This is a genomic window from Streptomyces sp. DH-12, assembly GCF_002899455.1.
In the GTDB taxonomy this organism is placed as follows: domain Bacteria; phylum Actinomycetota; class Actinomycetes; order Streptomycetales; family Streptomycetaceae; genus Streptomyces.
On the sequence record NZ_PPFB01000001.1, the window covers coordinates 4,285,412 to 4,304,412 of the forward strand.

Consider the following 19,001-nt stretch of genomic DNA (forward strand, 5'->3'; position numbering starts at 1 on the left):
TCAGTCCTCGTCCTTCTTCAGGCGGAAGGACCACAGACCCGTGGCCTCGTCCTCGCCCTCCTTGATCGACACCAGGGTCGAGTCGCCCTGGGCGCCGTACTGGGCGTTGAAGAACACGCTGGCCGGAATGGTCTGGTAGGTCTTCTTCTTCATGGGCTCGACGAGCGGCTGACCGTTCAGCAGGATCGTCCAGCTGTTGTCGGCGATCTCCGGGTCGACACCGAAGCGCACGGTCTTGGTGGGGTCGACCTTGATCTCGTCGATGCCCTTGTCCTGGAGGCACTTGTTGAGGGACTCGGTGGTCAGGGCCTTGCCCTCGCCACCGCAGGTCGCCTCGGAGCTCACCGAGTCGCTGCCCACCGTGATGGTGGAGATCGCCGTCGGCTTGTCGCAGGCGGTCAGGACGAGCAGTCCTGCGGATACGGCGCCGGCGGCGGCGACGGCACGGCGGCGTCGCACAGCGCGGTGTGTCTTAGCGGCTGCGCCGCGGGGCAACGTGGTCATGGCGGAAGGCTATCGGGCAGGTGTGCCCCGCTCCCCACGTGGGGTGCGGCGTGGCCCCGCCTTACGCCACTCGCGGGGGTGCGGTGCGGTCCCGTGCCCTGTCGCTCACGGATGTCCGGTGCGGTCCCGCCTCACACCACCCGCGGGCTTCCCGCGTGCCCCTGGCGGGCCGAACGGAGCAGCCCGCGGACGGTCGTCAGCCAGCCCGTGCCGACGATCGCCGCGCCCACCGCGAGCCCCAGCGTGCCGATCAGCGGCATCGCGATGCCGATCGCGCCGCCCAGCACCCACGCCATCTGGAGCAGCGTCTCCGACCGGGCGAACGCGGACGTCCGCACCTGTTCGGGCACGTCCCGCTGGATCAGCGCGTCCAGCGACAGCTTGGCGAGTGCCTGCGCGAACCCGGCGACCGCCGCGAGGCACGCCACCAGCACCGCGCCGAAGAACACCGCCGCCGTGACCGCGGCCCCCAGCACCGCCGCCACCACCGTCACGATGATGATCTCCGGCGCGCGGGACCGCAGGCCCGCGCCGACGGCCGTGCCGAGCGCGTTGCCCGCGCCGGCCGCCACGCCGACGATGCCCAGCGACACCGCCGCGCTCTGCCCGGTCATCGGGTGCTCGCGCAGCAGGAACGCCAGGAAGAAGATGAGGAAGCCGGTGAGGCAGCGGATGGAGGCGTTGGCGGCCAGCGCGTGGGTGACCGCCGGGCCGACGGTGCGCAGCCCGGGCTTCTCCGTCCTGCGGTGCGGGCCGTGCAGATGCTGCTCGTCGGCGGCGAGCAGCGCGGTGTCCTCGCCCTTGGCGGAGTCCACCTTCGGCGGCAGCCGGAACGACAGGAGCATGCCCGTCACGAAGAGCACGAACGCCCCGTACAGCGGCCAGCGCGGCCCGATCTGCTGGAGGCCCGCGCCGATCGGCGCCGCGATGCCGGTGGCGAGCAGCCCGCCGAGGGTCACCCGTGAGTTCGCCTTCACCAGGGAGAAGGCGGGCGGCAGCAGCCGTGGCACGACCGCGCTTCTGACCACCCCGTACGCCTTGGACGCCACCAGCACGCCCAGCGCGGCCGGGTACAGCTCCAGGCCGCCGCTGACCACCGCGCCGGACAGCACCAGCGCGAGCAGCGCACGGGCGAGCATCGCGCCCGCCATCGCGGCCCGGCGGCCGTGCGGGAGCTTGTCGAGCAGCGGGCCGACGACCGGGGCGAGCAGCGTGAACGGCGCCATCGTGATGGCCAGGTACAGGGCGACCCGCCCGCGCGCCTCGTCGGTGGGGACGGAGAAGAACACGGTGGACGCCAGGGCCACCGTGATCATCACGTCGCCGGCGCCGTTCACCCCGTGCAGTTCGATCAGCTTGCCCAGGCCGGACTCGCCGGCGCCGTGCGCGTGGGTCGCCTTGCGGATGCCGCGGGCGGTTCTGGTCACCGGGAAGTGCAGAGCCCGGCCGAACGTGCGAAGGCGGCCGCCCGCCCGGACCGTGCCGAGGCGCCGGCCGCGTTCCTTGTTCCCCGCGGGCCCACCGGTTCCGGTGGCGCCCTGGGGTGTGCGCGCGGTAGCCACGACGTCATAGTGCCCCGAGATGGCGGAAGGTAGTGCCGTAACACCAGGGACGTGCCCTGCCGGGTTCCGCGGTACGGCCGAACGCGCCGGGGCGTCGCGGGAGGCCGCCGCCCGCCCGGGAAACCGGCGCGCGCCGTTCCGTAACAACCGTCGGTGTAGGCCCAGCGCACGCGAGCAGGTAGCGTGCGTATCTCAGCCATCCCGCAGAATGGATGGTGGCGCGCCCGAGCACGATGCGGCGCGGACGTCGACGCGGTCCCCCGGTCCGCTCCGTCCGCCCCCCGCGCTGGGAGTGGCGCACTCGTGAGACGGCGTAGGAGAGAAGCGATACCTGTGAGCGCAGCGACAACGCGAAGCCGCACCCCCGACCGTCTGTGCGCCGAGGCCGTCGACCTCGCCCGCGCCGCAGCCGAGGAGGCCGCCGCGCCCGGGGTCGTCGGCGAGCACGAGGGGATGGTCTCCGAGGGCGACCGCGTCGTCACGCACTTCTTCGGGTGCCGCGAGCTCGGCTACCGCGGCTGGCGGTGGGCCGTCACCGTGGCCCGCGCCTCCCGCGCCAAGATCGTCACGGTGGACGAGGCCGTCCTGCTGCCCGGCCCCGACGCCGTCCTCGCGCCCGAGTGGGTGCCGTGGAGCGAGCGGCTGCGCCCCGGCGACCTGGGCCCCGGAGACCTGCTGCCCACCGAGGCCGACGACCTGCGCCTGGAGCCCGGCTACACCGGCGAGGACGAGCCGCCGCCGAACTCCGCGCTGACCGAGGACCTGGCCGGCATCGCGGAGGCCGAGGACGCCGAGGTCACCGGCGGCGCCCCGGCCGAGCAGACCGTCGCCCCGTCCCGCGGCTCGATCGCCGCGGTCGCCGAGGAACTGGGCATGCGCCGCGCCCGCGTCCTCTCCCGCTACGGGCTGCACGCCGCCGCCGACCGTTGGGAGGAGGCGTTCGGCGCGAAGACCCCGATGGCGCAGGCGGCCCCCGCCTCCTGCGTGTCCTGCGGTTTCCTCGCCCCGATCGGCGGCTCGCTGGGCCAGGCGTTCGGCGTGTGCGCCAACGAGTTCTCCCCGGCCGACGGCCGGGTCGTCTCCCTCGCCTACGGCTGCGGCGGCCACTCGGAGGCGGCGGTCATGCCGAAGCCCCCGCAGCCGGCCCCGCCGGTCATCGACGAGACCCGCGTCGACCCCTTCCCCCTCCGCCCGTCCCCGGACTCCGGTTCGGTCCCGGCCACGGAGGACGCGTCGTCGGCGGAGCTGGGGCACTCGTAGTTGTCACCCGAGGGCGGCCCGCTTCGGAGGCGTGCCGCCCCTCGCCGCGCTCGTGCGGTCAGGGGCCGCCGAAGACGTCCTCGGATCCGGAGACGGTGACGGCACGGGTGAGCCAGTGGCGCAGCACGTCGGGATCGCCCGACCTCGGCGAGAAGGCGGGTGGGGCGGCGCGGGCAGCCTCCTCCGCGCCGAAGGCGTACTCCCAGGTCCAGCTCGAGCGCGTATTGCCTTCATCGCCTCGTCCAGGACGGCGCTCAGCTCTCGCAGCGCCTCCCGGGCGGTCGCGCCGTCCTCGTGTTCCGGGTCGCTCCGGGCGCGGGCGTGACGGGTGGGGAGGCCGGGGCGGCGGGCGATCTCGATGTCCCGCGCCCAGGCCAGGACCCAGCTCCGCACCGGGCTGAGGGGCTGCCGCTCCACGGCCCTGGCGAAGGCCTGGTCCTTCGCCCGCTGCATCTCGGGCAGGCGTTCCGGGGCGACGACGGCGAGCGCGGCCCGGAGGGCGTCGGGGGTGTGTTCGGGGCGTCCAGGGTGGCCGGGGTGCTCGTGCACGGACATCGCAGCGTCTTTCTCCCGCTCGTCGGGTGAGTGGTGCGGTCGTTCGACAGTCGCGGCAGTGGGGGCCCGTCAGCCGTTCCGGCGGGTGCCGGGGTCCTTTCGGCCGTGTGCGCTGAGCGTAGAGGCGTCCGAGGTTCGAAAATCCGACTGAGCCGGTGATGTTCACCCGCCCGAGTGATCGCGTGCCTCGGACGGGAGAGGCGGGGCTTGGTGGTGCTCCTTCTCCCCGGACTCCGGCGGTGTGAGCCGCAGTTCGGCCCAGACGGTCTTGCGCGGAAAACGGTCCTCGGACACGCCCCAGCGGTCCGCGAGTGCGTCGACGAGGCACAGGCCGCGGCCCGACTCGGCGTCGGGGGAGGCCGGTCGGCGCCGGGGCACGTGGTCGCCCCGGGCGTCGGTGACCTCGATACGGAGCGTGTGGTCCACCACGTGGAACCGAAGACGGAAGTCCCGGCCCGGCACGCGGCCGTGGGTGACGGCGTTGGCGGCCAGCTCGGCCACGACGTGGCGTGCGGCCTCCGATTCGTATCCCCAGTCGCGGAGGTGGGCGTCCGTGAGGAGACGGGCGAGGCGGGCACTGCGCGGGGTGGCGGACAGCAGCACGCTGAAGTTCCTGATGGAGGCGGCGGGTTCGGCAGTTCGCTGATTCACATCACCCAGCGTGGCCGGATCCGCCTACCGTGGAGCGTGACCCAGCGCATGCGTACGGTCACTGTCCGGTGGTTGTCCGGTGCTGTCGTGGATGTGCCGACGGTTGGTACGGGTGAGGCGCCGGGTGCGTCACGGACGGTTCCGAGGGAGAGGTGCGGCATGACGGCGGTCGAGGCGGGGGCGGGTCGGCTCAAGGAAGAGGCGGACGAGCCCGGTTGGGAGGTGGACCCGGACGACGAGTGGGGCGTCGCGGTCATCACGACGGTCGGACGGCAACTGAAGCTGCGGCGCGAGGCGGCGGGGATGCGGGCCGCCGAGTTCGGCCGGGTCGTCGGGTACGGCGAGGACATGGTCTACAAGATCGAGGGCGGCAAGCGGATCCCCCGCCAGGAGTTCCTGGACAAGGCGGACGAGGTCCTGAACGCGGGCGGCCTCATCGCGGCGACCTGGGAGGACGTGAAGAAGGTCCGGTACCCGAAGAGGGTGCGGGAGCTGGGGAAGATGGAGGCGAAGGCGGTCGAGATCGGGCTGTACGAGTGCAACATCGTCGCTGGGTTGTTGCAGACGCCGGAGCATGCGCGAGCTGTGATCGGGGCCGCGCAGCCTCCGTACTCGCCGGATGATGTGGAGCGCATGGTGGCCGCTCGCCTGGCTCGGCAGACGGTGTTCGAGCGTGACCCGGCCCCGGCCCTCAGCTTCGTCTTGGAAGAGGGGGTTCTGCGCCGCCCCATCGGGGGGAAGATGGCTTGGCGTCAGCAGCTTGAGCGTTTGTTGGAGGTGGGGCGGTTGCACAACGTCGTGCTTCAAGTGATGCCGATGAACTGCGAGACCCACTCCGGGATGGACGGCAGGATCGAACTGCTGAAGTTCGCGGACGGTACGGCGGTAGGGCGCTCCGACGGAGCCTTCAGCGGTCGGCCGACCTCCGATCCGAGGCAACTGCGCATTCTTGAGCTGCGGTATGGCACGATCCGGGCCCAAGCACTCTCTCCACGCGAGTCAATGGCCTTCATCGAACAACTGCTGGGAGAAACATGATCCGCAAGACCATCGCCGGGGACGCCTCTGAGCTGGCATGGTTCAAGAGCAGCCACAGCGGTGGCAACGACGGCAACTCCTGCGTCGAACTCGCACTCACCCCCGGCACCGTCCACGTCCGCGACTCGAAGAACGCCACGGGGCCTCGCCTCGCCTTCGCCTCGGACGCGTGGGCGCAGTTCGTCCCGTACGTATCCGAGGCCTGACCCGGCACCGCGTCGGCAGGGCATCCCCTCCGCTGAACGCACGACGACCCCCGAGGCGGCCTGGGGCCGGTCTCGGGGGTCGTGAGCGGGAGGCTGCGGGCCTGCGTCAGACAGTGACGCCGTGGGCGCGCAGGAAGGTCGCCGGGTTGACGGCGGAGCCGTAGTTCGGGGTGGTGCGGATCTCGAAGTGCAGGTGGGGACCGCTGGAGTTGCCGGTGTTGCCGGACAGGGCGATCTTCTGGCCGGTCTTGACGACCTGGCCGACCTTCACGTTCACCGAGGACAGGTGGGCGTACTGGGAGTACGTCTGGCTGCCGTGCTTGATCACGACGGCGTTGCCGTACGCGGGGCCGTCGCCGGCGCCGTTGCCGCCGGCCTTCACGACCGTGCCGCCGTGGGCGGCGACGACCGGGGTGCCGGTCGGGACGGCGTAGTCCTGGCCGGAGTGCTTGGAGGCCCACATGCCGCCGTTCTGCGCGAAGCTCGCGGACAGCCTGTAGTTCTTGACCGGGGAGACCCAGGACGCGGTGGACTTCTTGGCGGCCTCGGTCGCCTTCTTCACCGTGGAGGCCTTCACGGCCTGCGTCTTCGCGGCCTCGGCCGGTGCGGCGGCCTGCGTCTGGACCGCGGGGGCGGTGGCGGACGCGGCGGAGGTGCCGGAGGCGGCGACCGCGACCCCGGCTCCCAGGACGGCCGTGGAGCCCAGACCGGCGGCCAGGACGGCGGCGCGGGTGCGGGTGGCGGTCGTACGGGGGAAGCGGGAGATGACGCGCTCGAACATCGAAACCTCATGGGGGAGGGGGCGGGGGATGCCATCGGCGGAACGGGTCCGTGCCGCGCTGGCTGTTCCTTGGTAACCGCCACCGCTCAAAAGCCGCAAAGGTGTGACCTACGATGCAAAGCCGTAGATACCGGGTGAGATGTACGTCTCTTGACGGAGCGCCCTGTACGGGGCGAAACCCCCCATTTCAAGCTGATCGATCAGCCGTGTGCGGCAAATGTCCGATTTCAAATCGGGCATTTCTTCACTATTCCGCGTAGTACACCCAGCGGGCCCTGTGGAGCATGTCACCGGGCGCCCCCCATGAATGTGGCGTGGGTCTCCGGCGATTCCCCCGGCCTCAGGTGCCGAGCAGCTCCAGCGACAGCCACAGGGCCGCCGTCGACGCCACGAGCGCCGCCGGGACCGTGGCCAGCCCGAGGAGGGTGAAGCGCACCAGGCTCACCTCGTGGTCGTGGTGGTGGGCGATGCGGCGCCACAACAGGGTGGCGAGGGACCCCGCGTAGGTGAGGTTGGGGCCGATGTTCACGCCGAGCAGGACCGCGAGGACCGCGCCGGGGCCGGACGGCGCGGCCAGCGGGACCAGGGCGAGCACGGCGGGCAGGTTGTTGATCAGGTTGGCCAGCAGGGCCGCGAGACCGGCGACGGCCAGCAGGGGGAGCAGGCCCGTGCCGTCGGGCAGGAGCGCGTCGAGCGCGTCGCCGAGGCCGTGGTCCAGGACCGCCCGGACGACCACGCCCAGGGCCAGCACGAACGCCAGGAACGGCAGGTCGACGGCGCGCAGCAGCCGTACGACGCTGGTGCGGCGGCGGGTCAGGGCCCGTACCGCCATCACGGCCGCCCCGGCCGCCGCCGCCCACGTCGGGTCGACGCCCACCGCGGACGCCACGGCGAACCCGGCGAGCGTGGCCGCCACCGTGACCAGCGCGAAGAGCGGCACCTCCACCGGCTCGTCCGCCGTGCCCGGCGCGGCCGGCTCCGCCGCGAGGTCGGCGGCGAAGAAGCGGCGGAAGACCACGTACTCCACGGCGATCGCCGCCAGCCACGGCAGCAGCATCAGCAGCGCGAAGCGGGTGAAGGTCAGGCCGGTGGCGGCGAAGGCGAGCAGGTTCGTCAGGTTCGACACCGGCAGCAGCAGGGACGCCGTGTTCGACAGGTGCGCGGTCGCGTACACGTGCGGGGCGGGGCGCGCGCCCATGCGGGTCGCGGTCGCGAACACCACCGGCGTCAGCAGCACCACCGTCGCGTCCAGGCTGAGCGCCGCCGTGATCAGCGAGGCGAGCGCGAAGACCGCGCCGAGGAGTCGGCGCGGCCGGTGCCGCGACCAGCGGGCCATCCAGCTCCCGCAGGCGTGGAAGAGGCCCTCCTCGTCGCACAGCTTGGCGAGCACCAGGACGGCGGCGAGGAAACCGATCACCGGGCCGAGCCGCTCGGCCTCCTCCCGCACCGCGTCCGTGGTGATCGCGCCCGTCGCGGCCACGACCCCGGCGGCGGGCACCGCGAACACCGCCTCCGGCCAGCGGAAGGGACGGACGACGGCACACACCAGCACCACGGCCAGCGCGGCGACGGACAGCGTTTCGAGCAGCACAGTGCTGATCATCCACAGGGCGCGGTGCGCCCCGGACACCGCGTCCCCGTGGTGTCGCGGAGCGGTACCTTCGACCTCACGCAGATCAGGGCCCGATGAGGAGAGTCAACGTGAGCAAGTTCGTGCGGCCCGCCACCGAAGGTGCCGACCCGTTCGGCACGGCGCGTCTGCGGCGCGGGGTCCTGGACGCCTGGGCCACCAGTCCCGCCCGTTTCCGTGAGGACGCCAACGCCGAGGAGGACCTCGTCCTCGGCGGCTACCGGGACCGGCTCGTCGTCGAGCTCGCGCAGAACGCCGCCGACGCCGCCCGGGCCGGCGTGCCCGGCCGCCTCCGGCTCACCCTGCGCGACGGGGTGCTGGTCGCCGCGAACACCGGCGCCCCGCTGGACGCGGCCGGCGTCGAGTCGCTGTCCACCCTGCGCGCCTCCGCCAAGCGGGACACCCCCGACCGGGCCGTCGGACGGTTCGGCGTCGGCTTCGCCGCGGTGCTCGCCGTCACCGACGAGCCCGCCGTCGTCGGCCGGCACGGCGGGGTGCGCTGGTCGCTCGCCGAGGCGCGGGACCTCGCCCGGGACACCGCCGGGCACAGCCCCGGCCTCGGCGACGAGATCCGCCGCCGCGACGGACACGTACCGCTGCTGCGGCTCCCCTTCCCCGCCGAGGGCACCGCCCCCGATCCGTACGACACGGCCGTCATCCTGCCGCTGCGCGACACCGCCGCCGCCGATCTCGCCGAGCGGCTGCTGCACGCCGTCGACGACGCCCTGCTGCTCGCCCTGCCCGGCCTGGAGGAGGTCGTCGTCGAGACCGGGGACGACGCGCCCCGCACGCTGAGCCGGAGCGCCGACGGCGACCTGACCGTGGTCACCGACTCCCGCGACGGCGTCACCCGCTGGCGCACCGCCGCCGCGCACGGCGCCCTCACCCCCGACCTGCTCGCCGACCGCCCCGTCGAGGAGCGGCTGCGCCCGCACTGGTCGGTCACCTGGGCCGTCCCCGTCGGCCCCGACGGCGCACCCGCCCGGCCGCGTACCGCCCCCGTGGTGCACGCGCCCACCCCCAGCGACGAGCCGCTCGGCGTGCCCGCCCTGCTCATCGCCTCCCTGCCGCTGGACTCCACCCGCCGGCACGCCGCCCCCGGCCCGCTCACCGACTTCCTCGTGCAGCGCGCCGCCGACGCCTACGCCGGGCTCCTCGCCGACTGGCGCCCGGTGACCGCGGGCGCCATCGACCTCGTCCCGGGTCCGCTCGGCAAGGGCGAACTGGACGGCGCCCTGCGCGCGGCCATCCTGGAGCGGCTGCCGCGCACCGCCTTCCTGCCGCCCGCCGCCGCGCCCGTCGCCGACGACGACTCCGGGCTGCCCGAGGCGCTGCGCCCGCGCGACGCCGAGATCGTCGAGGGCGCGGGCGCCGACACCGTACGGGTGCTGGCGGAGGTGCTGCCCACGCTGCTGCCCGCAGGTCTGGAACGGCGCGCCGAGCTGCGCACCCTCGGGGTCGCGCGGGTGCCGCTGACCGACGCGGTCGACCGGCTCGCCGGCCTGGAGAAGTCCCCCGACTGGTGGCGGCGGCTGTACGACAGCCTCGCCGGCGTCGATCCCGACCGGCTCAGCGGACTCCCGGTGCCGCTGGCCGACAGGCGCACGACGATCGGCCCCCGGCAGGTGCTGCTGCCCACCCCGGACGCGGCCCTCGACGCCGAGCTGCTGGCCCGGCTCGGCCTGAAGGTCGCCCACCCGGACGCGGCCCACCCGCTCCTGGAGAAGCTGGGCGCGCTGCCCGCGACCCCGCGCGCCGTGCTCACCACCCCGCAGGTGAGGGCCGCCGTCGCCGCGTCCCTCGACGACGAGGGCGGGGTGGACTGGGAGGAGGACGCCCTCGACGCCGACGAACTCGCCGAGGTCGTCCTGACGTTGGTGCGGGAGGCGGGCCTGGAGCCCGGCGACGAGCCCTGGCTGGGCGCGCTCGCCCTGCCCGACGAGGACGGCGAACTCTCCCCGGCCTGCGAACTCGTCCACCCCCAAGGCCCCTTCGCGCAGGTCATGCGGGAGGGCGAACTGGCCGCCGTGGACGCGGAACTGGCCGCGAAGTGGGGCGAGCAGCCGCTGGCCGCGTGCGGGGTGCTCGTCGACTTCGCACTGGTGCGCGCCACCGACGTCGTCCTCGACCCGGACGAGCTGGAGCCGCGCGAGAGCGACTACGCCGAGCCGGACGACCCCGGGCTGCTGGACGCCGTCGACGTGTGGGCCGAGGACATCCTCGACCGCTTCCCCGACGCGCCCGTCCCGCCCGTCGCCACCGAGATCGTCGCCGTGCGCGACCTGGACCTGGTGGACGACGACCGCTGGCCGCAGGCGCTCGCCCTGCTCTCCCGGCCCCCGCTGCGGGACGCGCTGGTCGAGCCGGTGCGGATCCTGCTCCACGACGGCACCCACGAGACCGTACGGCCGTACACCGCGTGGTGGCTGCGCGGCCACCCGGTGCTCGGCGGGCGCCGCCCGGCCGGACTGCGCGCGGCGGGCGGCGACCCGCTGCTGCGCGGCCTGTACGACGAGGCCGACGCGACCGGCTTCGACGACGAGCAGGTGCTGCGGGCACTGGGCGTGCGCACGTCGGTCGCCGCGCTGCTGGACGAGCCGGGCGGGGCGGCCGAACTGCTGGAACGCCTCGCCGACCCCGGCCGGCCGGTCACGGCGGCCCAGCTGCACGGGCTGTACGGGGCGCTGGCCGAGCTGGACCCCGAGCAGGTGACCCTGCCGGACGACCTGCGCGCGGTGGTCGACGGGCGGGTGGAGGTGGTGGACGCCTCCGAGGCGGTGGTCGTCGACTCGCCCGACCTGCTGCCGTTCACCTCCGGCGTACCCCTGCTCCCGGTCCGCCCGGCGCGGGCCGCCGAATTGGCGGAGCTGTTCCAGGTGCGGCGGCTCAGCGAGTCCGTCACCGGCCGCGTGGACTCCGAGGGCACGGAGCACGAGGTGCCGGAGCCGGTGCGGGTCCTGCTGGGCCCGCGAACCCCGGCGTCCTACGTCGAGCACGAGGAGCTCGTCGTGGACGGAGTGGAGATCGACTGGCGCCTCACCGACGACGGGGTGCTGCACGCGGCGACGCTGGAGGGCGTCGCCGCGGGTCTCGCCTGGGCGGCGGGGCAGTGGCCGCGGCGGTTCGAGGTGGCGGCGCTGCTGGAGGATCCGTCACGGACGGAGGAACTGGCCCGGGACCGCTGGTTCGACTGAGGGGTTCCGCCCCGCCGCCCGGATGCCCTTGCCGGCCCCGGCGGGCCTCCTCCCCGCACGCCGGAGGGGCTGAAGTGAGCCCCTCCGGCGTGCGGGGAGCGGGGTCCGGGGCGGAGCCCGGGGGCGGTCACGACTCCGCGGGCGTCGCACCCGAGCCCTCGTGCCGGAGCTGTTCCAGTTCGCGCGCCAGCGTCTCCGCGTCGTACGGGCCCGTGTGCCGGCGGTTCCCGATGAAGAACGTCGGGGCGCCCTGGACGCCGCTCGCCTCCGCGCTGCGGGCGTCGCGGCGGACCCGTTCGGCCGCCCAGTCGGACTCGAGGTCCCGCAGGAACTTCTCCATGTCTAGGCCCAGATCGATGGCGTAGACGACGGTGTCCTCGTACTCCATCTCGTCCTGGTGCCGGTACAGCAGGTCGTGCATGTCCCAGAAGCGGCCCTGGGCGTCCGCGGCGACCGCCGCCCGCGCGGCCAGCTCGGCGTGCGGGTGGACGTCGGGGAGCGGGAGGTGCCGGAAGACGTAGCGGAAGCGGTCGCCGAAGCGGTTCCGCAGTTCCTTGGTGACGCCGGTGGCGCGGGCGCAGAAGGGACACTCGAAGTCGCCGTACTCCACCAGCGTGAGCGGCGCGTCGACGGGGCCGAGGATGTGGTCCGTCTCCGGGTCGACCAGCCGGTCCAGGTAGCGGGGCAGGTCGGCGTCCTGCTTGCCGCCCAGCATGGTGGAGAGCCGGAACACCAGCCAGCCCACGAGGGTGGCGATCACCGCCGCGAGCAGCACGCCGACGGTCGCCCGGGCGAGCAGCTCCGGCTCGTCGTCGAAGGCGAGCCCAGCGATCAGCAGGGAGACGGTGAACCCGATGCCGGACAGGGCCGCACCGCCCAGCACATGGCCCTGACCCACCCCGACGGGCAGTTCGCCCAGACCGAACCGGGTGCCGAGCCGCGCGCCGCCCCAGACGCCGATGAACTTGCCGCCGACGAGACCGACCACCACGGCCCAGGTGAGCGCGGAGCCCAGCGCGTCGGTGAGGACGCCGCCGCGCAGGTCGACGCCCGCGTTGGCCAGGGCGAACACCGGGACGACGACATAGCTGGACCAGGGGTGCAGATACATCTGGAGGCGTTCGTTGACCGAGACAGCCTTCTGCAGCCCCTTGCGCGCGGTCTTCCCCACGTCCGCGCGGGGCGACTGACGGAACGCGCGGAACAGCCGCGTCGCCTGCTCGACGCCCTCACGGGACGGCTCGCGCGCGGGGATGAGCAGACCGCCGAGCATGCCGGCGATGGACGCGTGCAGCCCGGCGTTCAGGGTCAGGTACCACATCACCAGCACGATCAGCACGTACGGGACGGCCCGCCACACGTCGAAACGGGACAGCGCCGACAGCACCGCGCCCAGCACCAGCGCGGCGAGCAGCTCCGGCACCCGGATCGACCCGGAGTAGACGACGCCGATGACGGTGACCGCGACGATGTCGTCGATGACGGTGATGGCCAGCAGGAAGATCCTCAGCTGGGTGACGAAGCGGGGGCCGACCACGGCGAGCGCGCCCAGCAGGAACGCCGTGTCGGTGCCGATGACGATGCCCCAGCCGCCCGCGGCCTCCGAACCGGGCGCGATCAGGAGGTAGAACAGCACCGGCACGAGCATGCCGCCGACGCCCGCGAGGCCCGGGATCATGATCCGGCGGCGGTCGTTCAGCGAGCCGACGGACAGCTCGTAGCGGACCTCCAGGCCGATGACGAAGAAGAACAGCGCCATCAGCCCGTCGTTGACCCAGTGCCCCAGGTCCATCGCCAGTTCCGCGGCGCCCACCGCGACGGACGCCTCGGTGTGCCACAGCGAGAAGTACGACTCCGACCAGGCGGAGTTCGACCAGATCAGGGCGACCGCCACCGCGAGGAGCAGCAGCCCGGAGCTGCCCGCCTCGGTCGCCAGGAACCTGCGCACCGGCGCGGCCAGCTGAGCCGCGAGCTCACCCCTGCTCGACCGCGTCTGCGACTCGTCGGACTTCTTCCGGGGCAGCAGCTTCATGAGGTCTTCCGTCTCCGATCACCTGCGGCGGCAGACTCCCATGGTCACCCACATACCGGGCATAACGCCCGATTGCGGAAGTTGCTTCTTCATCAAATCTCCATGATCCGCACAACCATTCACACGAGTGGCGGATCTCATCGGACGAGTCATCAGACTCCGCGATCATCCGGATCCGGCGCCCGCCGAGCCGCGTGTACTCCACGGCGGGCGCCGGATCCCTGTCCATCCGTGGGGAACACACATGCGCATGCGTGCCACCGTGGCCGCCGTCTCCGGCGCCCTGGCCCTGTCCGCCCTCGCCGTCCCGGCCGCCCAGGCCGACGGCGGGTACGGCGACACCAGAATCACCAAGGTGGTCGTCGACGGCGACAACAAGGTGACCGTCGGCGCCACGGCCAAGAGCATCAAGGTCAGCGTCACCGCCGTCGACAACTCCGGCATCCTGAGTGCCGACGCGTTCGACCTGTACGGCCCGGACCTCGGTCTGCTCTCCACCGGCAGGCCGGTGTGCAAGGCCGCGAGCTCCACCACCTCGACCTGCACCGCGTCCGTGCTCGTGGACCCGCGGACCGACTACCTCACCAACGCCAACGCCGGCACCTGGTACGTCGACGCGTGGATCGACGCCAGGGACGGCGACTTCGTCTGGAAGCAGAAGTCCGGCTCCTTCAAGTTCCAGCGGGCGACCAAGCTCACGGCCAACGCCACCCCCGAGCCGGTGAAGAAGGGCAGGACGCTCACCGTCACGGGCAAGCTCACCCGGGTCAACTGGGAGACGCTCAAGTACGGCAACTACACCGGCCAGTCGGTGCAGCTGCAGTTCCGCAAGAAGAGCGCCAAGACGTACACCACGCTCAAGACGGTCAAGACCAACTCCAAGGGCGACCTGAGGACGACCGTCAAGGCCTCCGTCGACGGCTACTACCGCTACGTCTACGCGGGCAACTCGATCTCCGCGGCCGTCACGTCCGCGGCCGACTTCGTCGACGTGAAGTAGGCGGCAGCGCGCCGGGCGTCCCGCACCCCGCGGAGGGGGGCGGCGCGGGACGCCCGGGGCCCGGTCAGACCGGGAACCTGCGGTCCACCCACCGCCACAGGACCTCCAGGACCACCGCCGTGACCGCCGCGATGCCGACCGCCAGCCACGGCATCGTCATGCCGACCAGGCGCAGGGCGAAGAACTCCTGCAGCCAGGGAACCGCGAGGACCAGGAGGAAGCCGCCGGCCATCGTGGCGACCAGGGCGATCCGCCACCAGGTGTAGGGGCGGGCGATGATCGCCAGCACCCACAGGGAGATCAGGAACAGCGTCAGCGTCGCCGCGCTGGTCTCCGCGCCCAGCGCGCCCGAGCCGCTGTAGTGGTTGCGGGCCAGCAGGTACGTGGCGAAGGTGGCCAGCGCGGCCAGCACCCCGCCCGGGATCGCGTACCGCATGACCCGCCGGACGAAGTGCGGTCGTGCCCGCTCCTTGTTGGGGGCGAGGGCGAGGAAGAAGGCGGGGACGCCGATGGTCAGCGTGGACAGCAGGGTCAGGTGGCGCGGCAGGAACGGGTACTCCACCTGCGACAGCACCACCAGCACCGCCAGCAGCACCGAGTACACCGTCTTCACCAGGAACAGCGTGGCGACCCGCGTGATGTTGCCGATCACCCGGCGGCCCTCGGCCACCACCGACGGCAGCGTGGCGAAGCTGTTGTTCAGCAGCACGATCTGCGCCACCGCCCGGGTGGCCTCCGAGCCGGAGCCCATCGCCACGCCGATGTCCGCGTCCTTCAGCGCCAGCACGTCGTTCACGCCGTCGCCGGTCATCGCGACCGTGTGGCCCTTCGACTGGAGCGCGCCCACCATGGTCCGCTTCTGCTGGGGGGTGACCCGCCCGAAGACCGTGCCCGCCTCCAGCTCGCCGGCCATGGCCTCCGGCTCGGCGGGCAGCCGGCGCGCGTCCACCGCCGTGCCGGACAGGCCCAGCTTGGCGGCGACCGCCCCGACCGACACCGCGTTGTCACCGGAGATCACCTTGGCCCGGACGTCCTGCTCCGCGAAGTAGCGCAGGGTGTCGGCGGCGTCGGGCCGCAGCCGCTGCTCCAGCACCACCAGCGCCACCGCCCGTACGCCGTCCACGGCGGCCGGGTCGTCGACGTCCACGCCCTCCCGGGCGCGGGCCAGCAGCAGCACCCGCAGGCCCTCGCGGTTCATCCGCTCGGTCTCGGCCAGCGCCGGGTCGTCGTGGCCGAGCAGCACGTCCGGCGCCCCGAGCAGCCAGGTGACGGGCCGGCCGTCGCCCTCGTCGAGGGTCGCGCCGCTGTACTTGCGGGCCGAGGAGAAGGGCAGCGTGTCGGTGAGCCGCCAGTCGGTGGCGTCCGGGTACGCCTCGATGATCGCCTGCAGGGAGGCGTTCGGACGGGGGTCCGCCGAGCCCAGCTCGCCGAGCACCTTCCGCACGTACCTCTCGTCGGCGTCGCCCAGCACCCGCAGCTCGGTGACGTCCATGCCGCCCTCGGTGAGCGTGCCGGTCTTGTCCAGGCACACCGTGTCGACGCGGGCCAGGCCCTCGATCGCGGGCAGCTCCTGCACCAGGCACTGCTTGCGGCCCAGCCGGATCACCCCGATCGCGAAGGCGACGGAGGTGAGCAGCACCAGTCCCTCGGGCACCATCGGCACGATCCCGCCGACCGTCCGGGCGATGGAGTTCTTCAGCTCGTTGTCCTTGACCACGAGCTGGCTGATGACCAGGCCGACCGCGGTCGGCACCATCATCCACGTGACGTACTTGAGGATGGTGGAGATGCCGCTGCGCAGTTCGGAGTGGACCAGGGTGAAGCGGGACGCCTCCTCGGCGAGCTGCGCCGCGTAGGCCTCGCGGCCCACCCGGGTCGCCTGGAAGGAGCCGCCGCCCGCGACGACGAAGCTGCCGGACATCACCCGGTCCCCGGGCCGCTTCACCACCGGGTCGGCCTCACCGGTGAGCAGCGACTCGTCGATCTCCAGGCCGTCCGCCTCGACGACCACTCCGTCGACGACGACCTTGTCCCCCGGGCCGGTCTCGATGAGGTCGTCCAGCACGATCTCGGAGGTGCCGATCTCGGCGGACGCCCCGTCCCGGCGCACGGTCGGCCGCACCTCGCCGATCAGCGCGAGCGAGTCCAGCGTCTTCTTCGCCCGCCACTCCTGGACGATCCCGATGCCGGTGTTGGCGAGGATCACATAGCCGAACAGGCTGTCCTGGAACGGCGCGACGATCAGCATGATCACCCAGAGCACGCCGATGATCGCGTTGAACCGGGTGAGGACGTTCGCGCGGACGATCTCCGTGATCGACCGGCTGCTGCGCACGGGTACGTCGTTGACCTGTCCGCGCGCCACCCGCTCGGCCACTTCCGCCGAGGTCAGTCCGGTCACCGGCGACGTGGCCGTGGCGGGCCGGACGGCATCGGTCCGGTCGCCCGCGTCGAGATGCGTCATGGAATCGACAGTACGTGCGGATCATGTGCCGTACCCACCGGGGCGGGGAAGATCCGACCAGGGGAGGACGGCCGTCGTACCGGGGTCCCACTGCCGGGGTGGCCGCGTCAGCTCCGTGTCGGAGGGGGCCGGTCGGCCGGAATCAGTCGGTGCGCGCGGCCGGGCCGCGGCCGGGCTGGGCGCCGGACTTCTCGGCCTGCGCCCGCTTGATCGCGGCGTCGCGCCTGCGGACGTACCAGATGCCGATGAGGCCGAGGCCGCCGCCGGCCAGGCAGGTCCACACCCACCAGGTGTGTCCGTGCTCGTCGAACCAGCCGTAGAACGGGAGCTGCGCCAGGAAGAGGACGAACCAGAGGACGGTGCCGCCGGTGATGGTGGCGACCACGGGGCCCTCCAGGGGCTCCGGCGCCTCGTGTTTGGGGGTCCACTTCGCCATGCGGACAGCTTACGAGGAGCGCCGGCGGGGCGACGCCCCGCACCGGACGGCCCGGAGATGGAGCGGGAATCACACCGGCCGTCGGCGGTCTACGCGCGCAGATGGAGTCCGCGACGTTATATGTTCATACTGAATCCGTTTGCTTCTGACCGCTTTCCTTCGTAGAAAACACCAAAGGCCCGGCTCCGGGGGGAGCCCGCCGGTGATGAGGTCCCTGCCCATGTCCACGTCGGCCCCCGCCAAGGCGCCCGTCCCCGAGCAGCCGGGGTCCGGTGCCGCGTCCGGCGCCCTCGACCGCTACTTCCGGATCTCCGAGCGCGGCAGCACGCTGCCGCGCGAGATCCGCGGCGGTTTCGCCACCTTCTTCGCGATGGCCTACATCATCGTGCTGAACCCGATCATCCTGGGCAGCGCGAAAGACGTGTACGGCAACCAGCTGGACAACGGCCAGCTGGTCACCGCGACCGCCCTGACCGCGGCGTTCACCACGCTGCTCATGGGCGTCATCGGCAACGTCCCGATCGCCCTGGCCGCCGGCCTCGGCGTGAACTCGGTGGTCGCGCTCCAGCTCGCGCCCCGCATGTCCTGGCCCGACGCCATGGGCATGGTGGTGCTGGCCGGTTTCGTGGTGATGCTCCTGGTCGCCACCGGCCTGCGCGAGCGCGTGATGAACGCCGTGCCCTACGGCCTGCGCAAGGCCATCGCCATCGGCATCGGCCTGTTCATCATGCTGATCGGGCTGGTCGACTCCGGCTTCGTCTCCCGCATGCCGGACGCCGCCCAGACCACCGTCCCGCTCCAGCTCGGCGCCGACGGCCACCTCAACGGCTGGCCGGTCCTGGTGTTCGTGCTCGGCGCGCTGCTCACGCTGGCGCTGATCGTGCGCAAGGTGCCCGGCGCGATCCTCATCTCGATCGTCGTGATGACCGTCGTCGCGGTCGTCATCCACGCCGTCGCCGACGTGCCGTCCTGGGGCCTCACCTCGCCCGAGTGGCCCGGCAACCCGGTCGCCACCCCCGACTTCGGCCTGATCGGCCAGGTCAGCCTGTTCGGCGGATTCTCCAAGGTCGGCGTGCTGACCGGCGTCCTGTTCGTCTTCACCGTGCTGCTGTCGTGCTTCTTCGACGCGATGGGCACGATCATGGGCGTCTCGGACGAGGCCAAGCTCACCGACGGCGAGGGCCAGATGCCGGGCATCAACAAGGTGCTGTTCATCGACGGCGTCGCGGTCGCCGCGGGCGGGGCCAGCTCCGCCTCCGCCACCACCGCGTTCGTGGAGTCCACCGCCGGCGTCGGCGAGGGCGCGCGGACCGGCTTCGCCAACGTCGTCACCGGCGGCCTGTTCGCCGTGGCGCTCTTCCTGACACCGGTCGCCACCATGGTCCCGTCCCAGGCGGCCACCCCGGCGCTGCTCGCGGTCGGCTTCCTGATCCTGGCCAACGGGATCAAGGAGATCGACTGGGCCGACCACACCATCGCCATCCCCGCCTTCGTGACGATGGTGATGATGCCGTTCACCTACTCGATCACCAACGGCATCGGGATGGGCTTCCTGACCTTCGTCGCGCTGCGCCTCGCGGCCGGCCGCGGCCGGGAGGTCCCGCCGGCGATGTACGTGGTGGCGGCGGTCTTCGCCTTCTACTACCTGATGCCGGCGCTGGGCCTGACCTGATCCACGCCGGGGGAGC

General features: G+C 72.7%; 14 protein-coding genes and 1 pseudogene. 6 read left to right on the forward strand and 9 right to left on the reverse strand.

Going from position 1 to position 19,001, the window contains the following annotated elements:
* Both C1708_RS18265 and C1708_RS18270 read right to left on the reverse strand, forming a co-directional pair.
* Nucleotides 1–459, reverse strand: a complete 459-nt coding sequence (locus C1708_RS18265) for a DUF2771 domain-containing protein (protein ID WP_106413681.1) — start codon at nucleotides 457–459, stop codon at nucleotides 1–3.
* Between the two features lie 176 nt (nucleotides 460–635).
* Nucleotides 636–2,066, reverse strand: coding sequence for an MFS transporter (locus C1708_RS18270; RefSeq protein ID WP_106413682.1), 1,431 nt, complete (start codon nucleotides 2,064–2,066; stop codon nucleotides 636–638).
* A gap of 333 nt (nucleotides 2,067–2,399) precedes the next feature.
* Between C1708_RS18270 and C1708_RS18275 the strand changes: the two genes are divergently transcribed.
* Nucleotides 2,400–3,326 carry a DUF3027 domain-containing protein gene (locus C1708_RS18275; RefSeq protein WP_106413683.1) on the forward strand — a complete coding sequence of 309 codons (927 nt, stop codon included), beginning with the start codon at nucleotides 2,400–2,402 and terminating at the stop codon, nucleotides 3,324–3,326.
* A gap of 219 nt (nucleotides 3,327–3,545) precedes the next feature.
* Here C1708_RS18275 and C1708_RS35105 read toward each other — a convergent pair.
* Nucleotides 3,546–3,881 (reverse strand): annotated as a pseudogene (locus C1708_RS35105) (hypothetical protein); the annotation flags it as partial.
* Nucleotides 3,882–4,043: 162 nt separating this feature from the next.
* The gene (locus C1708_RS18285; RefSeq protein WP_106413684.1) at nucleotides 4,044–4,541 is read right to left on the reverse strand and encodes an ATP-binding protein; all 498 of its coding nucleotides are present in this window, start codon (nucleotides 4,539–4,541) and stop codon (nucleotides 4,044–4,046) included.
* Between the two features lie 150 nt (nucleotides 4,542–4,691).
* Here C1708_RS18285 and C1708_RS18290 point away from each other — a divergent pair, with 150 nt between their 5' ends.
* Both C1708_RS18290 and C1708_RS18295 read left to right on the forward strand, forming a co-directional pair.
* Complete coding sequence (locus C1708_RS18290; protein ID WP_106413685.1) at nucleotides 4,692–5,570, forward strand: helix-turn-helix domain-containing protein; 879 nt, start codon at nucleotides 4,692–4,694, stop codon at nucleotides 5,568–5,570.
* On the forward strand, nucleotides 5,567–5,776 hold the full coding sequence (locus C1708_RS18295; protein ID WP_106413686.1) for a DUF397 domain-containing protein: 210 nt from the start codon (nucleotides 5,567–5,569) through the stop codon (nucleotides 5,774–5,776). Before C1708_RS18290 ends, C1708_RS18295 begins: the two co-directional genes overlap by 4 nt.
* 106 nt (nucleotides 5,777–5,882) lie before the next feature.
* Here C1708_RS18295 and C1708_RS18300 read toward each other — a convergent pair whose 3' ends face one another.
* Both C1708_RS18300 and C1708_RS18305 read right to left on the reverse strand, forming a co-directional pair.
* Entirely contained in the window at nucleotides 5,883–6,557 is a 675-nt protein-coding gene (locus C1708_RS18300; protein WP_106413687.1) for a M23 family metallopeptidase, read from the reverse strand.
* A gap of 340 nt (nucleotides 6,558–6,897) precedes the next feature.
* Nucleotides 6,898–8,160: an SLC13 family permease gene (locus C1708_RS18305; RefSeq protein WP_198602527.1), complete on the reverse strand. Its 1,263-nt coding sequence runs from the start codon at nucleotides 8,158–8,160 to the stop codon at nucleotides 6,898–6,900.
* 98 nt (nucleotides 8,161–8,258) lie between these two features.
* Between C1708_RS18305 and C1708_RS18310 the strand changes: the two genes are divergently transcribed.
* Nucleotides 8,259–11,381, forward strand: a complete 3,123-nt coding sequence (locus C1708_RS18310; protein WP_106413688.1) for a sacsin N-terminal ATP-binding-like domain-containing protein — start codon at nucleotides 8,259–8,261, stop codon at nucleotides 11,379–11,381.
* 127 nt (nucleotides 11,382–11,508) lie between these two features.
* Here the strand turns inward: C1708_RS18310 and nhaA are convergent, their stop codons facing one another.
* Entirely contained in the window at nucleotides 11,509–13,413 is a 1,905-nt protein-coding gene (gene nhaA, locus C1708_RS18315) for a Na+/H+ antiporter NhaA (RefSeq protein WP_198602528.1), read from the reverse strand.
* Between the two features lie 244 nt (nucleotides 13,414–13,657).
* On the opposite strand from nhaA, the gene C1708_RS18320 reads away from it, so the two are divergent.
* On the forward strand, nucleotides 13,658–14,413 hold the full coding sequence (locus tag C1708_RS18320) for a hypothetical protein (RefSeq protein ID WP_031024212.1): 756 nt from the start codon (nucleotides 13,658–13,660) through the stop codon (nucleotides 14,411–14,413).
* A gap of 64 nt (nucleotides 14,414–14,477) precedes the next feature.
* Here C1708_RS18320 and C1708_RS18325 read toward each other — a convergent pair whose 3' ends face one another.
* Nucleotides 14,478–16,877, reverse strand: a complete 2,400-nt coding sequence (locus C1708_RS18325) for a cation-translocating P-type ATPase (RefSeq protein WP_106413689.1) — start codon at nucleotides 16,875–16,877, stop codon at nucleotides 14,478–14,480.
* A 142-nt stretch (nucleotides 16,878–17,019) separates the two neighbouring features.
* Nucleotides 17,020–17,313 (reverse strand): DUF2530 domain-containing protein, encoded by a 294-nt coding sequence (locus C1708_RS18330; protein ID WP_106413690.1) that lies wholly within the window; start codon nucleotides 17,311–17,313, stop codon nucleotides 17,020–17,022.
* A gap of 220 nt (nucleotides 17,314–17,533) precedes the next feature.
* Here C1708_RS18330 and C1708_RS18335 point away from each other — a divergent pair, with 220 nt between their 5' ends.
* Nucleotides 17,534–18,985 (forward strand): NCS2 family permease, encoded by a 1,452-nt coding sequence (locus C1708_RS18335; protein WP_106413691.1) that lies wholly within the window; start codon nucleotides 17,534–17,536, stop codon nucleotides 18,983–18,985.
* Nucleotides 18,986–19,001: the final 16 nt, after the last annotated feature.

Excerpts from the sequence above, each read along its gene's own strand:
- C1708_RS18300 (WP_106413687.1), bottom strand. The coding sequence starts at position 6,557 with ATGTTCGAGCGCGTCATCTCCCGCTTCCCCCGTACGACCGCCACCCGC.
- C1708_RS18335 (WP_106413691.1), top strand. The coding sequence starts at position 17,534 with ATGTCCACGTCGGCCCCCGCCAAGGCGCCCGTCCCCGAGCAGCCGGGG.
- C1708_RS18330 (WP_106413690.1), bottom strand. The coding sequence starts at position 17,313 with ATGGCGAAGTGGACCCCCAAACACGAGGCGCCGGAGCCCCTGGAGGGC.
- C1708_RS18325 (WP_106413689.1), bottom strand. The coding sequence starts at position 16,877 with ATGACGCATCTCGACGCGGGCGACCGGACCGATGCCGTCCGGCCCGCC.
- nhaA (WP_198602528.1), bottom strand. The coding sequence starts at position 13,413 with ATGAAGCTGCTGCCCCGGAAGAAGTCCGACGAGTCGCAGACGCGGTCG.
- C1708_RS18290 (WP_106413685.1), top strand. The coding sequence starts at position 4,692 with ATGACGGCGGTCGAGGCGGGGGCGGGTCGGCTCAAGGAAGAGGCGGAC.
- C1708_RS18295 (WP_106413686.1), top strand. The coding sequence starts at position 5,567 with ATGATCCGCAAGACCATCGCCGGGGACGCCTCTGAGCTGGCATGGTTC.
- C1708_RS18305 (WP_198602527.1), bottom strand. The coding sequence starts at position 8,160 with ATGATCAGCACTGTGCTGCTCGAAACGCTGTCCGTCGCCGCGCTGGCC.
- C1708_RS18320 (WP_031024212.1), top strand. The coding sequence starts at position 13,658 with ATGCGCATGCGTGCCACCGTGGCCGCCGTCTCCGGCGCCCTGGCCCTG.